Origin of the sequence: Bradyrhizobium sp. I1.14.4, from assembly GCF_050435825.1 — a bacterium.
In the GTDB taxonomy this organism is placed as follows: Bacteria; Pseudomonadota; Alphaproteobacteria; order Rhizobiales; family Xanthobacteraceae; genus Bradyrhizobium.
This window is the reverse complement of sequence record NZ_JBNDLA010000003.1, coordinates 464,941-485,677: the sequence shown is the minus strand read 5'-3', so window position 1 is coordinate 485,677 and position 20,737 is coordinate 464,941. Positions and strand designations below refer to the sequence as shown.

Sequence of the window (20,737 nt, the reverse complement as noted above, 5' to 3'; positions counted from 1 at the left end):
TCAAGCTTCCGGTACGAGGAAGATCGCTGCCAGCGGCGGAATGGTGAGGCTCAATTCGGGCGTGGCGCCCTCCGAGGCAAGAACCTCGCCGACATTGCCGACATTGGTGCCGCCATAATGCGCGGAATCCGAGTTGAACACCTCGTGCCACTTGCCTGCGAACGGCACGGCAACGCGATAGTTGCGATAGACGTTGGGCGAGAAGTTCGCGACCACGAGGCAGCGTGCGCGCTCGGCATTGCCCCTGCGGATCCAGGCAAACACATTGTTGCCGGCGTCGTCGGTGATGATCCATTCGAAGCCGGCCTGGTCGCAGTCCAGCTCATGCAGCGCCGGCAGCGCGCGATAAAGGCGGTTGAGGTCGCGGACCAGGTTCTGGATGCCGCTGTGCCTCGGTTGTTGCAGCAAATGCCAATCGATCGAATAGTCGTGGTTCCACTCGCGTTCCTGGCCGAACTCGCAGCCCATGAACATCAGCTTCTTGCCGGGGTGGCCGAACATGAAGCTGTAATAGGCGCGCAGATTCGCAAAACGCTGCCAGTCGTCGCCGGGCATGCGGCCGAGGATCGAACGCTTGCCGTGCACGACCTCGTCGTGGGACAGCGGCAGGATGAAGTTCTCCGAGAAGGCGTAGTGCAGGCCGAACAGGATGTCGCCGTGATGGAATTTGCGGTGGATGGGATCCTTGCCGATGTATTTCAGCGTGTCGTGCATCCAGCCCATGTTCCACTTGTAGCCGAAGCCGAGCCCGCCATATTCGACCGGGCGCGACACCTGTGGCCACGCCGTGGATTCCTCCGCCGCCGTCGTCGCCTGCGGGAAGTGCGCGAACAGCTCGGTGTTGAAGCGGCGCAGGAAATCGATCGCCTCGATGTTCTCCCGGCCGCCATATTTGTTTGGAATCCACCCCCCCGCGGGACGGCTGTAGTCGAGATAGAGCATGGAGGCGACCGCATCGACGCGCAGCCCATCGATGCCGTAGCGTTCGAGCCAGAACAGCGCGTTCGACACCAGGAAGTTGGTCACCTCGGTGCGCCCGTAATTGTAGATCAGCGTGCCCCAATCGAGGTGCCGGCCCTGCAGCGGATTGGCGTGCTCGTACAGCGCGGTGCCGTCGAAATTGCCGAGGCCGTGGGGATCGTCGGGGAAATGTCCGGGGACCCAGTCGAGCAGCACGGCGAGCCCTGCGCCGTGGCAGGCGTCGATCAGCGCGGCGAAATCATCGGGCGAGCCGAAGCGGCTGGTCGGCGCGAACATGCCGGTCGGCTGGTAGCCCCAGGAGCCGTCGAACGGATGCTCGGTGATGGGCAGGAATTCGATATGGGTAAAGCCCATGTCGCTGGCATAGGCGGGAAGCTGCTCCGCCATCTCGCGATAGGTCAGCCACTCATTGCGGCCCTTGCGCCGCCACGATCCGAGATGAACCTCGTAGATCGACATCGGCGAACTCAGCGCGTTGACGCGATCGGGCGCCGGGCGCGGGTGCGGGATCTTGCGCTCGTCGATCACGATCGAGGCGGTCTTCGGACGCACCTCGGCGGCGAACGCCAGGGGATCGGACTTCAGCGGCAGATGCTGGCCGTTCCGCCCGATGATCTCGAACTTGTAGTGGTCGCCGACGCGTGCCCGCGGGATGAACAGTTCCCAGTAACCCGGGCCGCGCACCCGCATCGGATGGCGCCTTCCGTCCCAGAAATTGAAGTCGCCGACCACGCTGACCCGCCGCGCGTTCGGCGCCAGCACCACGAAGCCAATGCCGTCGACGCCGTCGAGTGTCATCGGATGCGCGCCGAGCGTGTCGTAGACGCGCTGGTGCGTGCCTTCGCCGAGCAGATAGAGATCGAAATCGCTCAGGATCGGCGGAAACCGGTAGGCATCCTCCAATTCGACGACGTTGTCGCCGAACCGAGCGCGGAGCTGATAGCGCGTCGAGCCGTTCGGCAACGGACCTGCGAACAGGCCGGCGTCATGGATGCGCGCGAGCGGTGCCGTCTCGCCATGCTCGCCGATCGCCTCGACATTGGCGGCATCGGGCAGGAAGGCCCGCACGACGTTGCGATCCCCCTCGGTATGAAGCCCGAGATAATGGAAGGGATCGGAGTGGCGGCCCTCGATGATGGCATAGGCCTCGGCGGGCAGTTTGCTCATGCAACCTCGTGCGGCTGTTGCGCCAAAATTCTTAACAGGCCGGTCAGCGGCACCCGCAGCCAATCCGGCCGGTTGGCCAGCTCATACTCGATCTCGTAGAAGGCTTTCTCAAGCAGGAAAAAGTTGAGCAGGCGGTCGGCCGCCCTGGCGTCGGCGGGCCACAGGCGCTGTCCGGCCATGGTCTCGCGATAGGCAGCCAGCAGGGTATCCGCGGCCTGATCGCGCCATCCGGCCACGGCGAGGCTGAGCCTGCCGCTCTCGTCAGGGGCGACCTTGAGCGTCCGTTCCAGCGCCGCTGTCGCCGCATAGTCGATCGAGCGGATCAGGCCGGCAACGTCGCGCGCCGGCGGTGCTTTGCGGCGTCGCTCGGCGATGGTGCGGCCCGGCCCGCCGTCGAAATCGATGATAAAGACGTCGTCCTTGACGACGAGCAACTGGCCGAGATGCAGGTCGCCATGGTGACGGATGTTGAACCCATCGCTCTCGCGCGGCAGCAGCGCCTTGAGCCGCTCCGGCAGCATGTCGTGCTGGGCCTGCAGCTGATCGGCCAGCAGCCGGTCCGCATCTCTCAGGGAGCCGCGCCGCTGCTTCAGCGTGTCGAACACGCGCTCGGCGCGCGCCATGATCTCATCGTTCCAGCGCTGCAGGTCCTCGGACTTGGTCGGCTCGGGCGCGAAGTCCGGCACGTCCCGGTTGCTGGCGAGCGCCACATGCAGCTCGGCGAGACGCTTTCCGCTATGCGACATGTGACGCAGATAGGTTGCCTGATCGGCATTCTCCGCCGGGTGCTCGCTCACCGCGAGCAGGCGCTGCCGTTCGATGAGGCGGTCGAGGTGGGAGGCGGCGACTGACCAGAGGTCGCCCTGGTTGACCACCATCGTATGCAGGACCGCGATGGCGCTGCGCTTGTCGCCTTCGACTAGTTCAGAGGTGCCGAGCAGAGCGGGGGTGTTTGGAAAGTCGACCACTTCGGTGAGGAAGCGGCCCATCTCGATCTCCGGATTGATGCCGACCTCGAGCTTCCGGTAGATCTTGGTGACGTATTCGTTGTCGACCAGCGCGGTCGAATGCGGCTGATCATTCTCGAAGACGCGAATCCGCTCGGGCTGCCGCACCGGCCTGTCGGAGAAGCGGCTGGTCGGCCGGAATTCGAGCTTCAGGCCTTGCTCGCCTTCATCGACGGTGAGGTTTTCCCGCAGATTGCGCAGGAACAGGCCGGTGAAGATCTGGTCGGTGGCGACGTCGAGCAGCGTGCCCTCGCGCGCGCCCTGGCGCACGGCGGCAAAGGCGCGCGGGTTGTAGCGCTCGCGGTCGAAGCGCACCCACTCGATCTGCATCGGCAGCATGTAACGGCTGGTGGTGCCGCGCTGCGTGGTTTCGAAGAAGATCAGCCAGGGCCGGTTGTCGCCGATGTCGCAGAACGGGATCGCGGACACCAGCGTCGGCTGGATCGCCTTAGGGGAATGCTCCGGGTACCAGCGGCTACGGGCGAGATGGCCGGGCAGCACGTCGTGCTCGAACACGCCGCGCTCCCGTGCCAGCGAGGTCCAGGTCGAATTGAGCGGCACCACCAGGGTCTCGAATTCCGGCACCGCGCGCGGCGTCACCGGCTCGGACTTGTCGCGCTCCTGCAACTGGAACCAGTAGAAGCCGTAGGGCGCCAGCGTGATCATGTAGGGCAATTCGCCGATTGCCGGGAAGCGCGTCCGTCCGAGCATCTCGAGCGGGATGCGGTCCTTGAAGGCGGAAAGGTCGAGCTCGGTCGCCTGCGCCGAGCGTGACAGATTGGCGACGCACAGGATGACCTCGCCCTGATACTGCCTGACATAGGCGAGCACCGAGCGGTTCTCGGGGCGGATGAAGGTCATGGTGCCGCGGCCGAAGGCGAGCGTTGACTTGCGCACCGCGATCAGCCGCTTGGTCGCCGAGAGCAGCGACGACAGGCTGCGCGACTGCGCCTCGACATTGACGGACTCGTAGCCGTAGACCGGATCCATGATCATCGGCGCGTAGAGCCGCGCGGGATCGGCGCGTGAGAAGCCGCCGTTGCGGTCCGGCGACCACTGCATCGGCGTCCGCACGCCGTTGCGGTCGCCGAGATAGATGTTGTCGCCCATGCCGATCTCGTCGCCGTAATAGATGATCGGGGTGCCGGGGAACGACAGCAGCAGCGAGTTCATCAGCTCGATCTTGCGCCGGTCGTTGTCCATCAGCGGCGCAAGCCGGCGGCGGATGCCGACATTGATGCGGGCGCGCGGGTCGTTGGCGTAGGTCGACCACAGATAGTCGCGCTCGACGTCGGTGACCATTTCCAGCGTCAGCTCGTCGTGATTGCGCAGGAACAGCGCCCACTGGGCGGCTGCCGGAATGTCGGGCGTCTGCCTGAGGATGTCGGTGATCGGAAAGCGGTCTTCCTGGGCGATCGCCATGTAGATGCGCGGCATCAGCGGGAAGTGATAGGCCATGTGGCATTCGTCGCCATGGCCGAAATATTCCTGCACGTCCTCCGGCCATTGATTGGCCTCGGCCAGCAGGATCTTGCCCTTGGCATAGGCGTCGAGCTCCTGGCGCAGCCGCTTGATGATGGCATGCGTCTCCGGCAGGTTCTCGTTGTTGGTGCCGTCGCGCTCGCACAGATAGGGAATGGCGTCGAGCCGGAATCCGTCGACGCCGGTGTCGAGCCAGCGCTTCATCACCTGCACGATGGCGCGCACCACGCGCGGATTGTCGAAGTTCAGGTCCGGCTGGTGCGAGAAGAAGCGGTGCCAGTAGAACTGGCCGGCCTCCGGATCCCAGGTCCAGTTCGACTTTTCCGTATCCGTGAAAATAATCCGGGTATCGAGATATTTCTGGTCGGTGTCGCTCCAGACGTACCAGCTTCGCGCGCTCGAATTCGGCGGGCTGCGGCGCGCGCGCTTGAACCACGCATGCTGGTCCGAGGTGTGGTTGACGACGAGCTCGGTGATGACGCGCAGGCCGCGCTTCTTGGCCTCCTGGATGAAGCGCTTGAAGTCCTTCATGGTCCCGAAATCGGGATTGATGTCGCCATAGTCGGCGATGTCGTAGCCGTCGTCGCGGCCGGGGGAGGGGTAGAACGGCAGCAGCCACAGCGCCGTGACGCCGAGCTCCTGCAAATAGCCGAGTTTCTCCGTCAACCCCGCGAAGTCGCCGATACCGTCATTGTTGCTGTCGGCAAACGCCTTGACATGCAGCTGGTAGATGATGGCGTCCTTGTACCACAGCTGGTCCGCAGTCTCGGTCGCGACCTTCTCCTTGATGTCGACGGAGAATACGTTCATCACGGCTCCTTCAAGCGATACAGCGCAACAGCAACGCGGGATCGCGCGCAGGATCAATACGTAGACGGATGCCGCCCCATTCGAGCGCGTGACGCTCACCGGTGGCGAGGTCTTCCACGACCGTGACGGGGCGGCGGGCATCGCCGCGGCCGACCACGACGTCGCCGAGCGGAAGCCAGACGTCACGCGGCTCGGACGACAATGCAATCGCGGCCGCGATCGCATTGCCCTGATCGACCGCCTCCTTGATGTAGCCGATCACGCCGTCGTCATCGACATTGATAAAGCGCAAATTGGCGAATTGTTGCAGGGCCGCGTTTCCGCGCCTGATCCGGTTGAGGGCCGCGACATAGGGCTTGATGTTCCCGGGCTGCTCCCAGTCGCGAACCCTGATCTCGTAGTTCTCGGAATTGAGATACTCCTCGCGGCCGGGCACCGGCGTGTGCTCGAGCAATTCGAAGCCGCTGTAGATGCCGTAATTGCTTGAGAGCGTCGCGGCCAGCGCGAGACGCGACTTGAACATCCAGGATTCACCGCTTTGCAGGTGGAAGGGCAGGATGTCAGGTGTGTTGACGAAGAAATTCGGCCGAAAGAAGTCACGTTCGGGATAGGAGATCAACTCGCCGAGATACTGTTCGAGCTCGCCGCGCTGCGTGCGCCAGGTGAAATAGCTGTAGGACTGCGTGAAACCGAGCTTGGCGAGACCCTTCATCAGTTTCGGCCGCGCGAAGGCTTCCGAAAGGAAGAGCACGTCCGCATCGCGGTCCTGCACCTCGCGGATCAGCCACTCCCAGAATGCCAGCGGCTTGGTGTGCGGATTGTCGACCCGGAAGATTTTTACGCCCTGCTCGACCCAGAACAGCACAACGTCGCGCAGCGCGCGCCACAACGCGGCGGCATCCTCGGAACCGAAATCCGGATTGACGACGTCGTCCCAGCGCTGCGGCGGGTGTTCGGCCGTGCGCATCGATCCGTCCGGGCGCCGCCTGAACCATTGCGGATGCTCGGTCAGCCAGGGATGATCGGGCGAGCATTGCACGGCGAAGTCGAGCGCGACCTCGAGACCGTGGGCCTGGCATGCCGCCACGAAGGCGCGGAAGTCATCGAGCGCGCCGAGCGCCGGATGCACGGCGTCGTGCCCGCCCTCGGCCGAGCCGATCGCGTAGGGACTGCCGGGATCGCCTGCTTGCGCAATGGCGGTATTATTGCGGCCCTTGCGATGCTGCTGCCCGATCGGGTGGATCGGGACCAGCAGCACGACGTCAAAGCCCATCGCAGCGATGTCGGGAAGCCGCGCGATGCAGTCGTTGAATGTCGCATGCGCGCCCGGCGTCTTGCCCTGGCTGCGGGGAAACATCTGGTACCACGCGCCGGCGCGTGCCCGCGGCCGGTCGGCGGTCAGGGGGTAGAGCTGCGATCGCATCAGGTCGCGGCGAAACTGGCTGCCGGCCATCGCGTCCCGCAATTCCGGTGCGAGCAGCGCGCCCGGCTCGCCGGTCTGCAGAAAGGTTTCGCACTGCCTGATGATGACGGCGGCTGCGGCCGGGCCACCGGCCTGCGCCTGGGTCAGCATGCCCGCGCCTTCGATTGCGTCCAGGGTGTGGTCGGCGCCGTCGCGCTGCTTCTGCTCGAAGCGATGCCGCCAGCTGGCGAATTCGTCGGTCCAGGCCTCGATCGCGAAAGTGTAGCGGCCGGGCCGGTCGGGCACGAAGGCGCCGCCCCAGCGGTCGTCGCTATGCAGCGTCATCGGCGCGCACTGCCAGTCGCCGTCGCTCTCGCGCCGCCAAACCAATGCCGCTGATATCACGTCATGTCCGTCCCGGTAGATGTCGGCCCATACCTCGACAGGTTCTCCCGCGATGCGCTTGACTGGAAAGCGGCCGCCATCCACCGACGGATAGACATCGGTGATATGAAAAGTGCCATGCGCACTCTCGACAGGCCGGAGGGTTTTGTTCACGGTGATGCCGCCATTGAAAACGCAAATGACGTCCCGGCCCCGGAAAGGAGGCGCGCCAGACCCACATAGAAAGCCGCTCCCCGGGCGATGGTTCCCGGTGGGAACGCCGGATAGGGTAGAGCGTTGAACATCAACTATCCCTTTCCCGTATCTGTACAATTTAGCAACGATCCCAATACCGTTGTGAGCAGGCAGCGTGCCGAATGGACCTTTACGCCAAAGCCCAGACCCTGGGAATCCAGACCGAGTATATCGATGGTAGCGGTCGCCGTCGTGTGACAACCCCCGAGGCGCTCGCGGCGATCCTCGCCGCGCTGCCGCCTCAGATGCCGCGGCGGATCGTCGCCGATCCCGTGGTCGTCAGAGGCGGCCATGGCGGGCAAACGCGGCTCTCGCAGGCGGCCCGGCTTCCGGTGCAATGGAAGGTCACGAACGGCACTCGGGTGCTCGCGCAAGGCGAAGCGCATGAGCGGAGTGTGACGTGGCCGTCCGGTCTGCCCGAAGGCGTGCATCGATTGCAGCTGTCGGACGCATCGGGCAGCGAGGAGCTGCCGCTCCTGGTGGCGCCCGAAGGCGCGTTCGGCGGCGAGTTCGACCGCTGCTGGGTGGTCGCGGTCCAGCTCTACGGGGTGCGGTCCGCGCGCAACTGGGGCATCGGCGACTTCACCGATCTGCAGGGGCTGCTCGAATTCGCCCATCGGCTCGGCGCCGACGGCATAGGGCTCAATCCGCTGCATGCATTGTTCGACGATCGGCCAGGCGATTGCAGCCCATACTCGCCGAACAGCCGGCTGTTCCTCAACGCGCTCTATATCGACGTCGAGAAGATTCCCGAATTCCGGATCGATGCCGGGACGAAAGCTGCGCTGGCGCACCTTCGCAGCCACGACATGGTCGACTATGTCGGTGTTGCGGCGCTGAAGTGGCCTGCGCTGCGCGCGGCCTTCGCGGCCTTCAAGGCCAATCCCGGCCTCGGCCGCTGGCAGGATTTCGAGACCTATCGCAAGGAACAGGGCACGCTGCTGTCGCGCTTCGCCTGCTTCGAGGCCATCAGGCGCAAATTCAACACGCCGTGGTGGGAATGGCCGGACGAATGGCGTCAGCCTAACGATATGGCGTGCGCCAAATTGCGAGGGGCACGCGACAGCGGCGCCGAGGTCGAGTTCGTCGAGTTCGTGCAATGGACCGCGGACCGACAACTCGGCGCCTGCCAGGCGCTGGCGCACAAGCTCGGCATGCGGGTCGGGCTGTATCTCGACGTCGCGGTCGGCGTGCAGTCGGATGGCTTCGACGCCTGGAATGAGCAGACCGCGATCTCGCGCCATCTCGGCGTCGGCGCGCCGCCGGACCCGCTCAACACCGCAGGCCAGGACTGGGGACTTGCCGGCTTCAATGCCGCGGGCCTCGAACTGCGCTCGTTCGAACCGTTCAGGCAGATGCTGCGCGCGTCGATGCACCACGCCGGCGCGATCAGGCTCGACCATGCCTTCGGGCTGAAGCGGCTCTATCTGGTGCCGCGCGGCTTCGGCCCGGCCAATGGCGCCTATGTGCTGATGCCGTTCGAGGCGCTGCTGGCGGCGACCGCGCAGGAGAGCGTCGCGAACCGCTGCGTCGTGATCGGCGAGGACCTCGGCACCGTGCCGGAAGGTTTTCGCGAGCAGATGAACGGCTGGGGCATCTGGTCCTATCTCGTGATGATGTTCGAGACCGACGACCAGGGCGCCTTCCGCAATGCCGACTACTATCTGCCGAACGCGCTGGTCACCTTCAACACCCACGACCTCTCGACCTATGCCGGCTGGCGCTCATTCAGCGACCTCAAGACCAAACGCGCGCTCGGGATCGATCCCGGCGAGACCGACGAAGGACGCTGGCACGCGCTCGGCCAGCTCGACGACGTGCTGCACCGGCACGACATCCGCACCCACGATTTCTATGCGGTGGCGAACTTCCTGGCACGGACGCGAACGCGGATGATGGCGGTTTCGATGGAAGATCTGCTCGGCATTGTCGAGCAGCCGAACATCCCGGGTACCGTCTATGAGCATCCGAACTGGAAACGGCGGCTCCCGGTGTCGATCGAGCATCTCGCGTCGGCGATTGACACCGATGCGCTCAAGCGCGCAACCCGCGAGCGGTCGCACGCAGGGTAACGTGGAGCACGGCGCGTGGCTTCTCATGTCGAAGACTATGGATTGATCGGCGATTGCGAGACCGCGGCGCTGGTCGGCCGCGACGGCTCGATTGATTGGCTGTGCTGGCCGGCGTTCGATTCCGATGCTTGCTTCGCGGCGCTGCTCGGCACATCGAGGAATGGCCGCTGGCTGCTGGCGCCCTCCGGGACGATCAAGCAGATCTCGCGCCACTATTGGGACGATACGCTGATCCTGGAGACGCGGTTCGAGACCGAAGGCGGCGTGGTCGCATTGATCGACTTCATGCCGCCGCGCGGCAACGCCTCCGACGTGGTCCGCCTCGTTCGTGGCATCAGCGGCCGCGTCAAGATGCACATGGAGCTGGTGATCCGCTTCGGCTTCGGGGTCGATGTCCCCTGGGTGAAGAAGAACCCGGACGGCGAGGGGCTGCTGGCGATCAGCGGGCAGGACATGACCGTGCTGCGCACGCCGGTCGCGACTTCAGGCAAGGATCTGACCACGATCGCCGCTTTCGAGGTCGGCGAGGGCGACACCGTGCCGTTCGTCCTGACGTACGGAGCGTCTTATCAGCCCGTGCCGGAGCCGATCGATCCCGAGGCGGCACTGAAAGACACCGAGGACTACTGGAAGGATTGGTGCAGCCGCTCGACCTATGACGGCAGCTATCAGCGCGGCCTCGTCATGCGCTCGCTGATCACGCTGAAGGCGCTGACCTTCAGGCCGACCGGCGGCATCGTCGCGGCGCCGACCACGTCATTGCCGGAAAAGCTCGGCGGCGCGCGCAACTGGGACTACCGGTTCTGCTGGCTGCGCGACGCCACCTTCACGCTGCTGGCGCTGATGAATTCGGGCTATACCGAGGAAGCCGCGGCCTGGCACAACTGGCTGCTGCGCGCTGCGGCCGGCGCTCCCGCCAACATGCAGATCATGTACGGCATCCTGGGCCAGCGGCGCCTGCTGGAATGGGAGGCCGGATGGCTGTCCGGCTACGAAGGGGCGCGGCCGGTCCGCGTCGGCAATGCCGCGCATGCACAGCTTCAGCTCGACGTCTATGGCGAACTGATCGACGCCTTCCACCAGTCCCGCATGGCCAAGCTGAAGCTCGATGAGGAGAACTGGTCGCTCGAATGCACCGTCGTCAGTCATCTCGCCGATGTCTGGGACCAGCCCGACCACGGAATCTGGGAGCGCCGCAGCGCTCCCAGACACTATGTGTTCTCCAAGGTGATGTGCTGGGTCGCCTTCGACCGTGCCATCAAGAGCGCGGAGCGGTTCGGCTTCAAGGCACCGCTGGTCAAATGGCGGGTGCTGCGCGAGGCTATCCATCGCGACGTCTGCCAACGGGGCTTCGACCGTGGTCTCAACAGCTTCGTCGAGAGCTACGGCTCAAAGCTGCTCGACGCCAGCCTGCTGCTGCTGCCGGCGGTTGGCTTCCTGCCGTCGGACGATCCGCGCATCCAAGCCACGATCGAGGCGGTCGAGCGGCACATGATGCCCGACGGGTTCGTGCTGCGGCATGATCCGCGCGAGGTGTCCGATGAAATCCAGCCGATCGAGGGTGCGTTCCTGGCCTGCAGCCTGTGGCTCGCCGACGCCCATGTGCTGGCGGGAGATGTCGACAAGGCCCAGACCATGTTCGAGCGCGTGGTGACGGTCGCCAATGATCTCGGACTGCTGGCGGAGGAGTTCGACGCCGGCGCCGGCCGGCAGACCGGCAACTTTCCGCAGGCGCTGACCCACATCGCGCTGATCAACACGGCGCACAATCTCAGCGCCGCCAGGGCCGACGCCGAGAAGCCCGCGGTGCAGCGGTCGACTTAAAGCGTGATGAAGTTAAGTTGAACCAGCGATCGCGGCGATGCTACCCTCGCTCTCCAGCTTGCCGCAGGTGCGCGCTGCCAAAATATCGAAAACAACCCCATGCAAAGGAGCCGGCGGCTGCCGGCGTTCGACCGGGCGACTTGACACGTCGGGCAAATCAGGAATACATTTCCAATATTCCGAAACCGTGCAAGCAGCCCCTCGCCCGCAATGGCGGGGCTGCGGGATGCGATCGCCGGGACGCTTCAACGAAGCTGCAACACGGTGTCCATCGCGCGCGCGAAACCATCGTGCTCGTTGGTCTCGGTGACATGCGTGGCGCGCGCCTTCACGTCGTCGCTGGCATTGCCCATCGCAAACGAGACGCCGCTTTTCGCGAACATCGGCAGATCGTTCTGCATGTCGCCGATCGTGGCGACATTATCGAGCGACACGCCAAGACGTTTCGCGATGCCTTCGACGAAGGTGCCCTTGTCGTGGCCGGGCGGGGTGACGTCGAGATAGTAGGTCTGGGAGCGGACCGCGGTCGCATCATGGCCGACCATCTGCTGCATCTCCGCTTCGCAGCGTTGCAGCAGGGCCGTATCCGAGCTCGCGCCGACGATCTTGCAGGCCTGGTCGAGATAGGGCGTGAAATCGCCGACGATGGTCGGATCATGCTTGATCGTGTGCTGCTCGTGGGCGGTGTACTCGCCGTCGGGATTGCGCGTCAGCCAGCGGTCGTTGGTGAACAGCCAGATGTCGACGCCGCGCTCGCCGAGCAGATCGACGCAGCGCCTGGCCACGGCCGTGGGGATCAGATGCTGCTCGAGCGGCTTGAACTGCGGATCGACGATCGAAGAGCCGTTGAAGGCGCCGATCGGCAGCGTGATCGCGAGCGGCGCGACCAGGAAACCCATCCCGATCGTCGGCCGGCTGGAGACGATGGTGAAGCCGATGCCGGCTTCATGCAGCCTGCGCACCGCCGCCATGGCGCCGTCGGTCAAGGTCTTGTCCTTGGTGAGCAGCGTGCCGTCGACATCTGATACGACAAGGGTGATGCGGGTCATGAGCGGTCCAGCTTTAGTTGACTGACAATGTCTTCGACGATGGTTTTGACCGAACGGTCGATCGCAACCGTGATCGGGCGTTCGTCCGGCGTTGGCGGCTCCAGCGTCCGGAACTGGCTGGCCAGGAGCTCCGGCGGCATGAAATGGCCTTTGCGCGCGCCAAGACGCGTGGCGACCAGCTCCTGCGTGCCGTCGAGGAAGACGATGCGGACGTCGTCGCGGCCATGCACCAGGATGTCGCGATAGGCGCGCTTCAGCGCGGAGCAGGCGATGACGGCGCGTTCGCGGATGCCGCAGGTACGGTCGATCTCGGCGGCGATCGCACGTAGCCAGGGCCGGCGATCCTCGTCGGTGAGTGGCTGGCCCGAATGCATTTTCGCGACATTGCCTGGCGGATGAAAACTGTCGCCGTCCTCAAAGCGCCAGCCGATCCTGATCGCAAGGCGGTCGGCGACGGTGCTCTTGCCCGAGCCGGAGACGCCCATCACGACCAGTGCGCAAGGGTTGTGCCCGTCACCCAAGAAAGTCACCCACGAAAATCCTCCGGCATCGCGGCCTGATCGATCAGCCAGACGGTTTCGCCCAGCGATCGGGCGCGGTTTGCCGGCAGGTTCTCGCCTGCGAACAGGCGCGTCAAGATCGCACGCTTGTTTTCGCCCGCTACCTCGAACAGCATCTCGCGGCAGGAGGCGAGCGTGGGCAAGGTCAGCGACACGCGCGGCACGAACGGCTCGACATTGGCCTTGGGCACCCCGACCACCCAGCGCTGCGTGTCCTCGACCGCGGGGAAGCCGGGAAACAGCGAGGCGGTGTGGCCATCGGGCCCGATGCCCATCAGCACCAGGTCGAACAGCGGCCGCTGCGGATCGAGCCGCTCGGCGCCGTAGAAGGCCATCAGCTCGTTCTCGTACAGCGCCGCGCTGACGTCGGGATCCCTGAGATCGGCAGTGTCGGTTGCGATCGGGTGCACATTCGCAGCCGGTGCGCAGCGGTCGAGGAAGGCCTGGCGCGCCATGCTCATATTGTGCAGCGGGTCGTTGCGCGGCACCAGGCGCTCGTCGCCGATGAACCAGTCGATGCAGTCCCACGGAATCCTCTGGCGATATTCCGGCGTCGCCAGCAGCTGGTAGAGCGCCTTGGGGCTGGAGCCGCCGGTGAGGCAGACCGCGATCCGGCCGCTGTTTTCGGCGATCCTTGCGATCACCCGCTCGGCGGCCGCCTTCGCCAGTGCCGCCGGATCGGCGACCGTGATGATCTTGGGCTCGCCGCTCGCGGTCATGTCAGCCCAGCTTCCGCCAGCTGCGGCCGTCGCGCGTGAGCAGCGCGTTGGCCGCCTCCGGGCCTTCGCTGCCGGCCTTGTAGGGTTGCAGGCCGCGTCCGCCGGCACTTTTCCAGGCGTCGAGGAAGGGCTGCACCGCCTGCCATCCGGCCTCGACGCTGTCGGCGCGCTGGAACAGCAGATTGTCGCCGATCATGCAGTCATAGATCAGCGTCTCGTAACCGGTCGACGGCTCGGCCTTGAAGTAGTCCTTGTAGCGGAACTTCATCTCGACGCCGTCGATGTCGATGGCCGGACCCGGCACCTTGGTGTTGAATTGCAGCTCGATGCCTTCGGTCGGCTCGGTGGAGATGACCAGGTAGTTCTGCGACAGGCGTTCGACCGCCGTGTCGCGGAACATCGCGAACGGCGCCTGCTTGAACTTGATCGCGATCTCGGTGCGTTTGCTGGTCAGCGCCTTGCCAGTGCGCAGGTAGAACGGCACGCCGGCCCAGCGCCAATTGTCGATGGTCAGTTTCAGCGCGGCGTAAGTCTCGGTCGAGCTGTCGGGCCTGACGTCGGGGGTCTTGAGATAGTCCTCGATCTCGGTGTCGCCGATCCGGCCGGTGCGATACTGACCGCGCACCGAATTGGACAGCGCCTCATGCTCGCTCTGGGTCTGGATCGCGCTCAGCACCTCGGCTTTCTCCGAGCGCACGGCATGGGCGTCGAACCGCGCCGGCGGCTCCATCGTCACCAGCGACAGCAGCTGGAACAAATGGTTCGGCACCATGTCGCGCAGCGCGCCGGTGGCGTCATAGAAACTGCCGCGATGGCCGACGCCGAGCTTCTCGTCGACGGTGATCTGGACGTGGTCGATGTGGTTGCGATTCCAGATCGGCTCGAACATGCCGTTGGCGAAGCGCAGCACCAGGATGTTCTGGACGGTTTCCTTGCCGAGGTAGTGGTCGATCCGGTAGATTTGGTGCTCGTCCATCAGCTTCAGCAGCGCGGCATTCAGCGCCTTGGCCGACGCCAGATCGGTGCCGAACGGCTTTTCGATGATCAGCCGCCGCCAGGCGCCGTTCTCCTCCAGCATGCCGGTGCGTCCAAGCTGCTGGCTGATCGGCAGGAAGGCGCTCGGCGGGGTCGCGAGATAGAACAGCCGATTGCCGCCGGTGCCGCGGGCCTGTTCGAGCTTCTCGAGCCGTTCGTTCATGGCATCGAAGGAGGGCGGATCGCGCGGATCGGCCTCGATCGAGGTGACGCATTCGAACAGCCGCTTCGCGACCGCCTCGTCCACCGGGCGGGTCGCGAACTTGCGCAGTCCCTGCATCAGGCTGTCGGTCAGCTGCTCGCCCGACATGCCCTTGCGGACAATGCCGACGACGCAGAATTTCTCCGGCAGCAGATTGCCGGCGGCGAGATTGTAGAGGGCCGGGACGACCAGCCGGTGCGTCAGATCACCGGTGGCACCGAAGATGATGAAGGAGCATGGATCGGGTTTCTTCTGCACGTGACCTTCCGCGGTTCTTTCTAGAGCCTTCCGTTCCGGTTGAATCGGAACGGGGGCTCCAGATTCTTGTTTTGACGCGTTTTCTTCACGCGAACCGGTGCCCACTTCGCTTGAAAACGCTCTAAGCCTTCTTCGGCGGCTCCTTGTGGCCGCCAAAACCTGCGCGCATCGCCGAGAGGATCTTCTCCGCGAAGGTGTGATCCTTGCGCGAGCGGAAGCGGGTGTAGAGCGCGGCCGTCAGCACCTCGGCGGGCACCGCCTCGTCGACCGCGGCATTGACCGTCCAGCGGCCTTCGCCGGAATCCTCGACGAAGCCCGAATAACTGTCGAGCGTGTGGTTCTGCGCCAGTGCCGAGGCGGTGAGGTCGAGCAGCCAGGACGGGATCACACTGCCGCGCCGCCAGACTTCGGCGATGTCGGCGATGTCGAGATCGAAGCGATGCTCCGGCGGCAAAGCCTCGATATTGGCGTTCTTCAGGATGTCGAAGCCTTCGGCATAGGCCTGCATCAGGCCGTATTCGATCCCGTTGTGGATCATCTTGACGAAATGCCCGGCGCCGATTGGGCCGGCGTGGATGTAGCCCTGCTCAATGCGGGGATCGCGGCCGTCGCGGCCGGAGGTGCGCGGGATGTCGCCGATGCCGGGCGCGAGTGCCCTGAAGATCGGGTCGAGCCGGTCGACGACGGGCTTGTCGCCGCCGATCATCATGCAGTAGCCGCGCTCGATGCCCCAGATGCCTCCGCTGGTGCCGACATCGACATAATGCAGCCCGCGCTCCCTGAGCGCCTTGCCGCGGCGGACATCGTCCTGCCAGAAGGTGTTGCCGCCGTCGATGATGACGTCGCCGGGCTGCATCAGCCTTGAGAGCGCGTCGATCGTCGCTTCCGTGATCTTGCCGGCCGGCAGCATCACCCAGGCGGTGCGCGGCGCCTCCAGCTTGAGGACGAAATCCTCCAGCGACGAGGCGCCGGCGGCATTGTCCGCGACGAGCGCAGCGACCGCCTTGGGGTCCTTGTCGTAGACCACGGTAGTGTGGCCCTTGGTCATCAGGCGGCGGACGATGTTGCCACCCATCCGCCCGAGGCCGATCATGCCGAGTTGCATCCTGGCCTCCGTCAGTTCAGCGCGGCCGAGATCGCGGCATCGAGCGCCGCAAGCCCGGAGGTGAGATCGCCCTTGAGATGCACACGCAGCGCCCGCCGGCCGCGCTCGGTGAGCACGTCGAAATCGCCGCGCGCCTGCGCCGCCTTGATCACGCCGAAGCTCGCCTTCTGGCCGGGCACCGGCAGCTCCTGGCGATCGTCGGTCGTGACCTGCAGGAACACGCCGCTATCGGGCCCGCCCTTGTAGGCCTGCCCGGTCGAATGCAGGAAGCGCGGGCCGAACTCGGCACAGGTCGCAAGGTGTTTTGCATCGCGCACCTTCAGCCGCATCGTCTGCATGGCGTCGATGGTGTCGCCGTCGCGTTCGATATAGGCGAGCAGCGCGACATAGTCGCCGCGGCCTGAGCGCGAGAGATGCGCTTTGATCCAGGAATTGAGGTCGCCATTGGCGCCGGCCTTGCGCAGCTCCTCGGCGTTCTGCGTATCGGTGTAGAGATCGACCCCGTCGGCCGATACCACCGGCTGCTCGACCGGCAGCGATCCGGTCTTCTCGAACGCCGCCGTCAGTTCGCGGGTCTTGATCTTGGCGGCTTCGACGTCGGGCTGATTGAACGGGTTGATGCCGAGGATCGAGCCCGCGACCGCGGTTGCGATCTCGAAGCGGAAGAACTCCTGGCCGATATGGTCGATCGACTTCATCACGATGCGCGCCACGGGATGACCCGCGGCCTCCAGCGCGGCGAGTTTTGCCTCATGCGCGGCATCGTTCTCGCGTTCGGTGCGGAGGTCGATGAAGAAGCGATCGTTGCCGTAGATCGCAGCATCGCCGATCGGCTCGCCCTCGATCGGGATCAGGCCCTTGCCGTCCTTGCCGGTCGATTCCGCGATCAGCTGCTCGGCCCAGGCGCCGAAATCGGCGACGTCGGGCGAGGAGAAGATCGTCACCTTGTCGCGGCCTTCGAGCCCGGCGATGCCCATCGCAAGCCCGAGCTGCACGCCCGGGTTTTGCTGCGGCGGCACGTCGGCGCCGCAGGAGCGCACCATCGCGAGCGTATGGCCGAGCAGGCTGCGGACATCGATGCCGGCGGCGGCCGCCGGCACCAGGCCGAACGGCGACAGCACGGAATAGCGGCCGCCGATCGCCGGATCGCCGTAGAAGATGCGGGCAAAGCCCTGCTTGATTGCGACCTTCTGCAGCGATGAGCCCGGATCGGTGACAGCGATGAAGCGATGGCCGGCCTTGTCCTTGCCGACCGCCTTGGCCACCCGGTCGAAGAAATAGTCCTTCATCACGTTCGGCTCGGTGGTGCCGCCGGATTTGGAGGAGACGATGAACAGCGTCTTCGAGATGTCGACATACTCCTCCATCGCGCGCACTTGCGCCGGGTCGGTGGAGTCGAGCACGTGCAGCCGCGGGAATCCGGACCGGTGCGGGAAGGTTTGCGCCAGCACCTCCGGCCCGAGGCTCGATCCGCCCATGCCGAGTACGACGGCGTCGGTGAAGTTCTGTCCCTTCACGCGCTCTGCGAAATCTTCGTAGTCGGCGACGTCGGCGGTTGCGGCGCTGGTGAGCCAGCCCAGCCATTTGTCCTCGTCATCGCCGGTCCAGACCGACTTGTCCTTGTGCCAGAGCCGGCGGATCTTGGCCGACGCGCGCCATTCCTCGGTGCTCTTCTCGACCGCCCTCTCGATGGTGGCGCCGAGCGCCAGCTTCTGGTGGTCGATGCCGCCGCCGAGCGAGGTCGCGCGCTTGTGGGCGACCGCGCCGTAAAGCTTGTCGGCCGCGTCGGCGAACAGCTTGACGCCGTCCTTCACCAGTTCCTCGGTGATGGCATCGAGCGATATGCCGGACTTGTCCAGCTCCTCCAGCAGGTGGCGGGCGTCCTCGACGTTCTCCTCGAGGCTGTCGCGGACGTTGCCGTGGTCGCGGAAGGCATCGAGCGTTGCCGGCGGCATGGTATTGACGGTGTCGGGGCCGATCAACTCCTCGACATAGAGCACGTCGCTATAATCCTTGTTCTTGGTGCCGGTGGATGCCCACAACAGCCGCTGCGGCTTGGCGCCCTTGGCCGTGAGCTTGTCCCAGCGGCTGCCTGCGAACAGCCGCTTGTAGTCCTGGTAGGCGAGTTTTGCATTCGCGATCGCGACCTTGCCCTTCAATGCCGCGAGCCGCTCCTTTTCGGAGGGATCGTTGGCGCGTGCGATCTTCTCGTCGAGCTGCTTGTCGACGGCGCTGTCGATGCGGCTGACAAAGAAGCTGGCGACGCTCGCGACATGGGAGGGATCGCCGCCCTTGGCGACGTACTTCTCCAGGCCCTTCAGATAGGCTTCCGCGACCTGGCGATAGACCTTTTGCGAGAACAGCAGCGTGATGTTGATGCTGATGCCGTCGCCGGTCAGATACTCGATCGCCGGCAGGCCCTCCGGCGTCGCCGGCACCTTGACCATCAGGTTCTTGCGGTGGACGTCCTTCCAGAGCCGCTCGGCCTCGGCGATCGTGCCCTTGGTGTCCATCGCGAGATAGGGCGACACTTCGAGGCTGACAAAGCCGTCGCCGCCGTGGCTCTGGTCGTAGACCGGGCGCAGCACGTCGGCGGCGTGCTGGATGTCCTCGATCGCGAGATGTTCGAACAGGTCGGCGACCGAGCGGTCGCCCTTCCTGAGGGCCTGGCCGATCGCCCAATCATACTCGTCGGAGCTGCCGATCGCCTTCTCGAAGATCGAGGGGTTGGACGTCACGCCTTTGACGCCGTCGGTCTCGATCAGCCGCTTCAGGTCGCCCTTGGCGACGAAGCCGCGGGCGAGGAAGTCCAGCCAGACGGCCTGGCGGTGATTTTCGAGTGCTTTGACGGGGTTCATGGGTGCCTGTTCTCGTTCGATCGAGGGTCGATTTTTGGGTTCCCGGGCAGCTTTCGGGGACGGAGGCGGATTGTCAACATGGTGGGGGCCCGGGCGGAATATCAGCATTCCCAAGGGATAACGCCATTCACAACACTTCGATCCCCTCGGAACGAGGTCCGAGCAGACCCTGATCTCAGCACATTTTTATGACGCGTCGCGGTGCACCCACGTCAGGGCCGCAGGTAGAGGTAACCCTGGGATTGCAGCTCGGCGAGGCGGACCACGCCGCCGCGCTCGGCGGCGACGAAGCCGGGGAGCAGGTCCTTCAGGCCGATGTTCTGCGATTTCATGGTGTTGGCGCAGGCGGCGAGCTCGATCCCGTCCCGGATGAACTGCCCGACATGCTTTGACAGGTCGGGATTGGCGGCTGCCGCATGAAACGCCTTCAGCGCCTGGCCGTGCACCACGAGAGCAATCGTGACATTGCCGGGGCCGCCGACGCCGTCGAGATGGTTCTGGATGTTGCCGATCACGAAATTGACCTTGTCGAGGTCGTCGAGGTGATAGACCACCTTCAGCTTTTGCGGCGGGGCCTCGGTGGCGGCGTTCGCCCGTGACGCTGCCAGAGCGGCGCCGATCGCCGAGAGAGTGCCCCACAGGATGCTGCGTCGATGCATGGCGTCCCTCGCGCAATTATTGTTGACCGGGTGTTGCCGATTTGGGCGAGCCTATCACTTGTGACGGAGCGCAGCGAGTTCCTTGCGGTCGGTCACAAGTTCGGCGCATTCGCTGCCGTCCGCGCGATCGACGCGAAAGATCTTGTCGTCGGCGCCGGCGAACAGTGCTTCGCCCGCATCGTCGTCGGGTTTGTTGCGATTCCACACCACGATGCGGCCAAGGCGTGCGGTCGCGGATCTGTTGTCCTTTGACAACGCCACGGTGATACCGCCACCTTCACAATCGACGCTGCATTCGAAGCGTATTTCGTGTCCGGATTCGGTCGCGATCGCGTGGTTGCAGTAGCCGCTGGAGTCGAATTTGCCGGTGCGGTGGCGGTACGTGACGCCGAGCCGGAACGAATAATTGGTGGTCTTGTCCTCCGGTGCGTGTTCGGCTGACACCAAAAGCCTCATCGCGCTGACCTTCTGCTTCGGATGCTGCGCCAGATGATTTGCATCGTATCGCCGCACGAAGCAGGCAGAGGCTTTCGCGCCGGGCGGGCCTGCGAACATCCTGTTGTCGAAGGTGGCCGCCTCGGCCCCGTCGACGTCTTCTTGCGCCTGGACGGTTAACGCCGCGCCGGCGCAGGTTGCGGCTGCAAGTGCGACAACAAGGAACGCCTGCTTCATGACCGCCTCGGGAATAGCCTGCGCCTCCAAGGTGTCATCTCTAGAGCGCGGCAATGGTGCTGCGCGGAACTGCGCGGGGCTCGTTGCCTTAGTCGCGGCGACAAGGAGGCACGTTCAACGTCGCCTGACAGTTTGTTCATGCGAGTCTGTGACGCGCACATCTTGACGCCAAGGCTGAACGGCCACACCTTTTCAGGGAAGCCTAACGTTCATCTCCGGACAGGGAAGTTGCCCCG

The 20,737-nt window shown here is 64.9% G+C and carries 13 protein-coding genes; 2 read left to right on the top strand and 11 right to left on the bottom strand.

Annotation, left to right across the window (positions count from 1 at the left end; translation table 11 throughout):
• From glgB to ABIB78_RS09345, 3 genes are read right to left on the bottom strand one after another with little or no spacing between them, the layout of a single operon-like run.
• On the bottom strand, positions 1-2,148 hold the full coding sequence (glgB, locus tag ABIB78_RS09355) for a 1,4-alpha-glucan branching protein GlgB (protein WP_429023881.1): 2,148 nt from the start codon (positions 2,146-2,148) through the stop codon (positions 1-3).
• On the bottom strand, positions 2,145-5,447 hold the full coding sequence (gene treS / locus ABIB78_RS09350) for a maltose alpha-D-glucosyltransferase (RefSeq protein WP_429023879.1): 3,303 nt from the start codon (positions 5,445-5,447) through the stop codon (positions 2,145-2,147). Before treS ends, glgB begins: the two co-directional genes overlap by 4 nt.
• Before the next feature lie 10 nt (positions 5,448-5,457).
• Positions 5,458-7,407, bottom strand: coding sequence for an alpha-1,4-glucan--maltose-1-phosphate maltosyltransferase (locus tag ABIB78_RS09345; protein WP_429023878.1), 1,950 nt, complete (start codon positions 7,405-7,407; stop codon positions 5,458-5,460).
• A gap of 203 nt (positions 7,408-7,610) precedes the next feature.
• Here ABIB78_RS09345 and malQ point away from each other — a divergent pair, with 203 nt between their 5' ends.
• On the top strand, positions 7,611-9,560 hold the full coding sequence (gene malQ, locus ABIB78_RS09340; protein ID WP_429023877.1) for a 4-alpha-glucanotransferase: 1,950 nt from the start codon (positions 7,611-7,613) through the stop codon (positions 9,558-9,560).
• A 15-nt stretch (positions 9,561-9,575) separates the two neighbouring features.
• Positions 9,576-11,384, top strand: a complete 1,809-nt coding sequence (locus tag ABIB78_RS09335; RefSeq protein ID WP_429023875.1) for a glycoside hydrolase family 15 protein — start codon at positions 9,576-9,578, stop codon at positions 11,382-11,384.
• A 245-nt stretch (positions 11,385-11,629) separates the two neighbouring features.
• Here ABIB78_RS09335 and ABIB78_RS09330 read toward each other — a convergent pair whose 3' ends face one another.
• The 8 genes from ABIB78_RS09330 to ABIB78_RS09295 form a co-directional block, all read right to left on the bottom strand.
• Positions 11,630-12,433 carry an HAD family hydrolase gene (locus tag ABIB78_RS09330; RefSeq protein ID WP_429023873.1) on the bottom strand — a complete coding sequence of 268 codons (804 nt, stop codon included), beginning with the start codon at positions 12,431-12,433 and terminating at the stop codon, positions 11,630-11,632.
• Positions 12,430-12,918, bottom strand: coding sequence for a gluconokinase (locus ABIB78_RS09325; protein WP_429024049.1), 489 nt, complete (start codon positions 12,916-12,918; stop codon positions 12,430-12,432). The genes ABIB78_RS09330 and ABIB78_RS09325 overlap by 4 nt, the downstream gene beginning before the upstream one ends.
• Before the next feature lie 41 nt (positions 12,919-12,959).
• A complete protein-coding gene (pgl, locus tag ABIB78_RS09320) occupies positions 12,960-13,712 on the bottom strand; it encodes a 6-phosphogluconolactonase (RefSeq protein WP_429023871.1) in 753 nt (250 codons plus the stop codon).
• 1 nt (position 13,713) lies between these two features.
• Positions 13,714-15,207: a glucose-6-phosphate dehydrogenase gene (zwf, locus tag ABIB78_RS09315; protein WP_429023869.1), complete on the bottom strand. Its 1,494-nt coding sequence runs from the start codon at positions 15,205-15,207 to the stop codon at positions 13,714-13,716.
• Positions 15,208-15,328: 121 nt separating this feature from the next.
• On the bottom strand, positions 15,329-16,312 hold the full coding sequence (gene gnd, locus ABIB78_RS09310) for a phosphogluconate dehydrogenase (NAD(+)-dependent, decarboxylating) (protein WP_429023867.1): 984 nt from the start codon (positions 16,310-16,312) through the stop codon (positions 15,329-15,331).
• Positions 16,313-16,323: 11 nt separating this feature from the next.
• On the bottom strand, positions 16,324-19,170 hold the full coding sequence (locus ABIB78_RS09305; protein ID WP_429023865.1) for a bifunctional transaldolase/phosoglucose isomerase: 2,847 nt from the start codon (positions 19,168-19,170) through the stop codon (positions 16,324-16,326).
• A gap of 212 nt (positions 19,171-19,382) precedes the next feature.
• Positions 19,383-19,829, bottom strand: a complete 447-nt coding sequence (locus ABIB78_RS09300) for a DsrE family protein (RefSeq protein ID WP_429023864.1) — start codon at positions 19,827-19,829, stop codon at positions 19,383-19,385.
• 54 nt (positions 19,830-19,883) lie between these two features.
• Positions 19,884-20,501, bottom strand: a complete 618-nt coding sequence (locus tag ABIB78_RS09295; RefSeq protein WP_429023862.1) for a hypothetical protein — start codon at positions 20,499-20,501, stop codon at positions 19,884-19,886.
• Positions 20,502-20,737 lie beyond the last annotated feature (236 nt).

What these genes read in the sequence shown, in the direction of transcription:
- ABIB78_RS09325 (WP_429024049.1), bottom strand. Translation starts at nt 12,918, where the DNA reads ATGGGCGTCTCCGGCTCGGGCAAGAGCACCGTCGCCGACCGCCTTGCG.
- ABIB78_RS09330 (WP_429023873.1), bottom strand. Translation starts at nt 12,433, where the DNA reads ATGACCCGCATCACCCTTGTCGTATCAGATGTCGACGGCACGCTGCTC.
- pgl (WP_429023871.1), bottom strand. Translation starts at nt 13,712, where the DNA reads ATGACCGCGAGCGGCGAGCCCAAGATCATCACGGTCGCCGATCCGGCG.
- gnd (WP_429023867.1), bottom strand. Translation starts at nt 16,312, where the DNA reads ATGCAACTCGGCATGATCGGCCTCGGGCGGATGGGTGGCAACATCGTC.
- ABIB78_RS09300 (WP_429023864.1), bottom strand. Translation starts at nt 19,829, where the DNA reads ATGCATCGACGCAGCATCCTGTGGGGCACTCTCTCGGCGATCGGCGCC.
- treS (WP_429023879.1), bottom strand. Translation starts at nt 5,447, where the DNA reads ATGAACGTATTCTCCGTCGACATCAAGGAGAAGGTCGCGACCGAGACT.
- ABIB78_RS09305 (WP_429023865.1), bottom strand. Translation starts at nt 19,170, where the DNA reads ATGAACCCCGTCAAAGCACTCGAAAATCACCGCCAGGCCGTCTGGCTG.
- malQ (WP_429023877.1), top strand. Translation starts at nt 7,611, where the DNA reads ATGGACCTTTACGCCAAAGCCCAGACCCTGGGAATCCAGACCGAGTAT.
- ABIB78_RS09295 (WP_429023862.1), bottom strand. Translation starts at nt 20,501, where the DNA reads ATGAAGCAGGCGTTCCTTGTTGTCGCACTTGCAGCCGCAACCTGCGCC.
- glgB (WP_429023881.1), bottom strand. Translation starts at nt 2,148, where the DNA reads ATGAGCAAACTGCCCGCCGAGGCCTATGCCATCATCGAGGGCCGCCAC.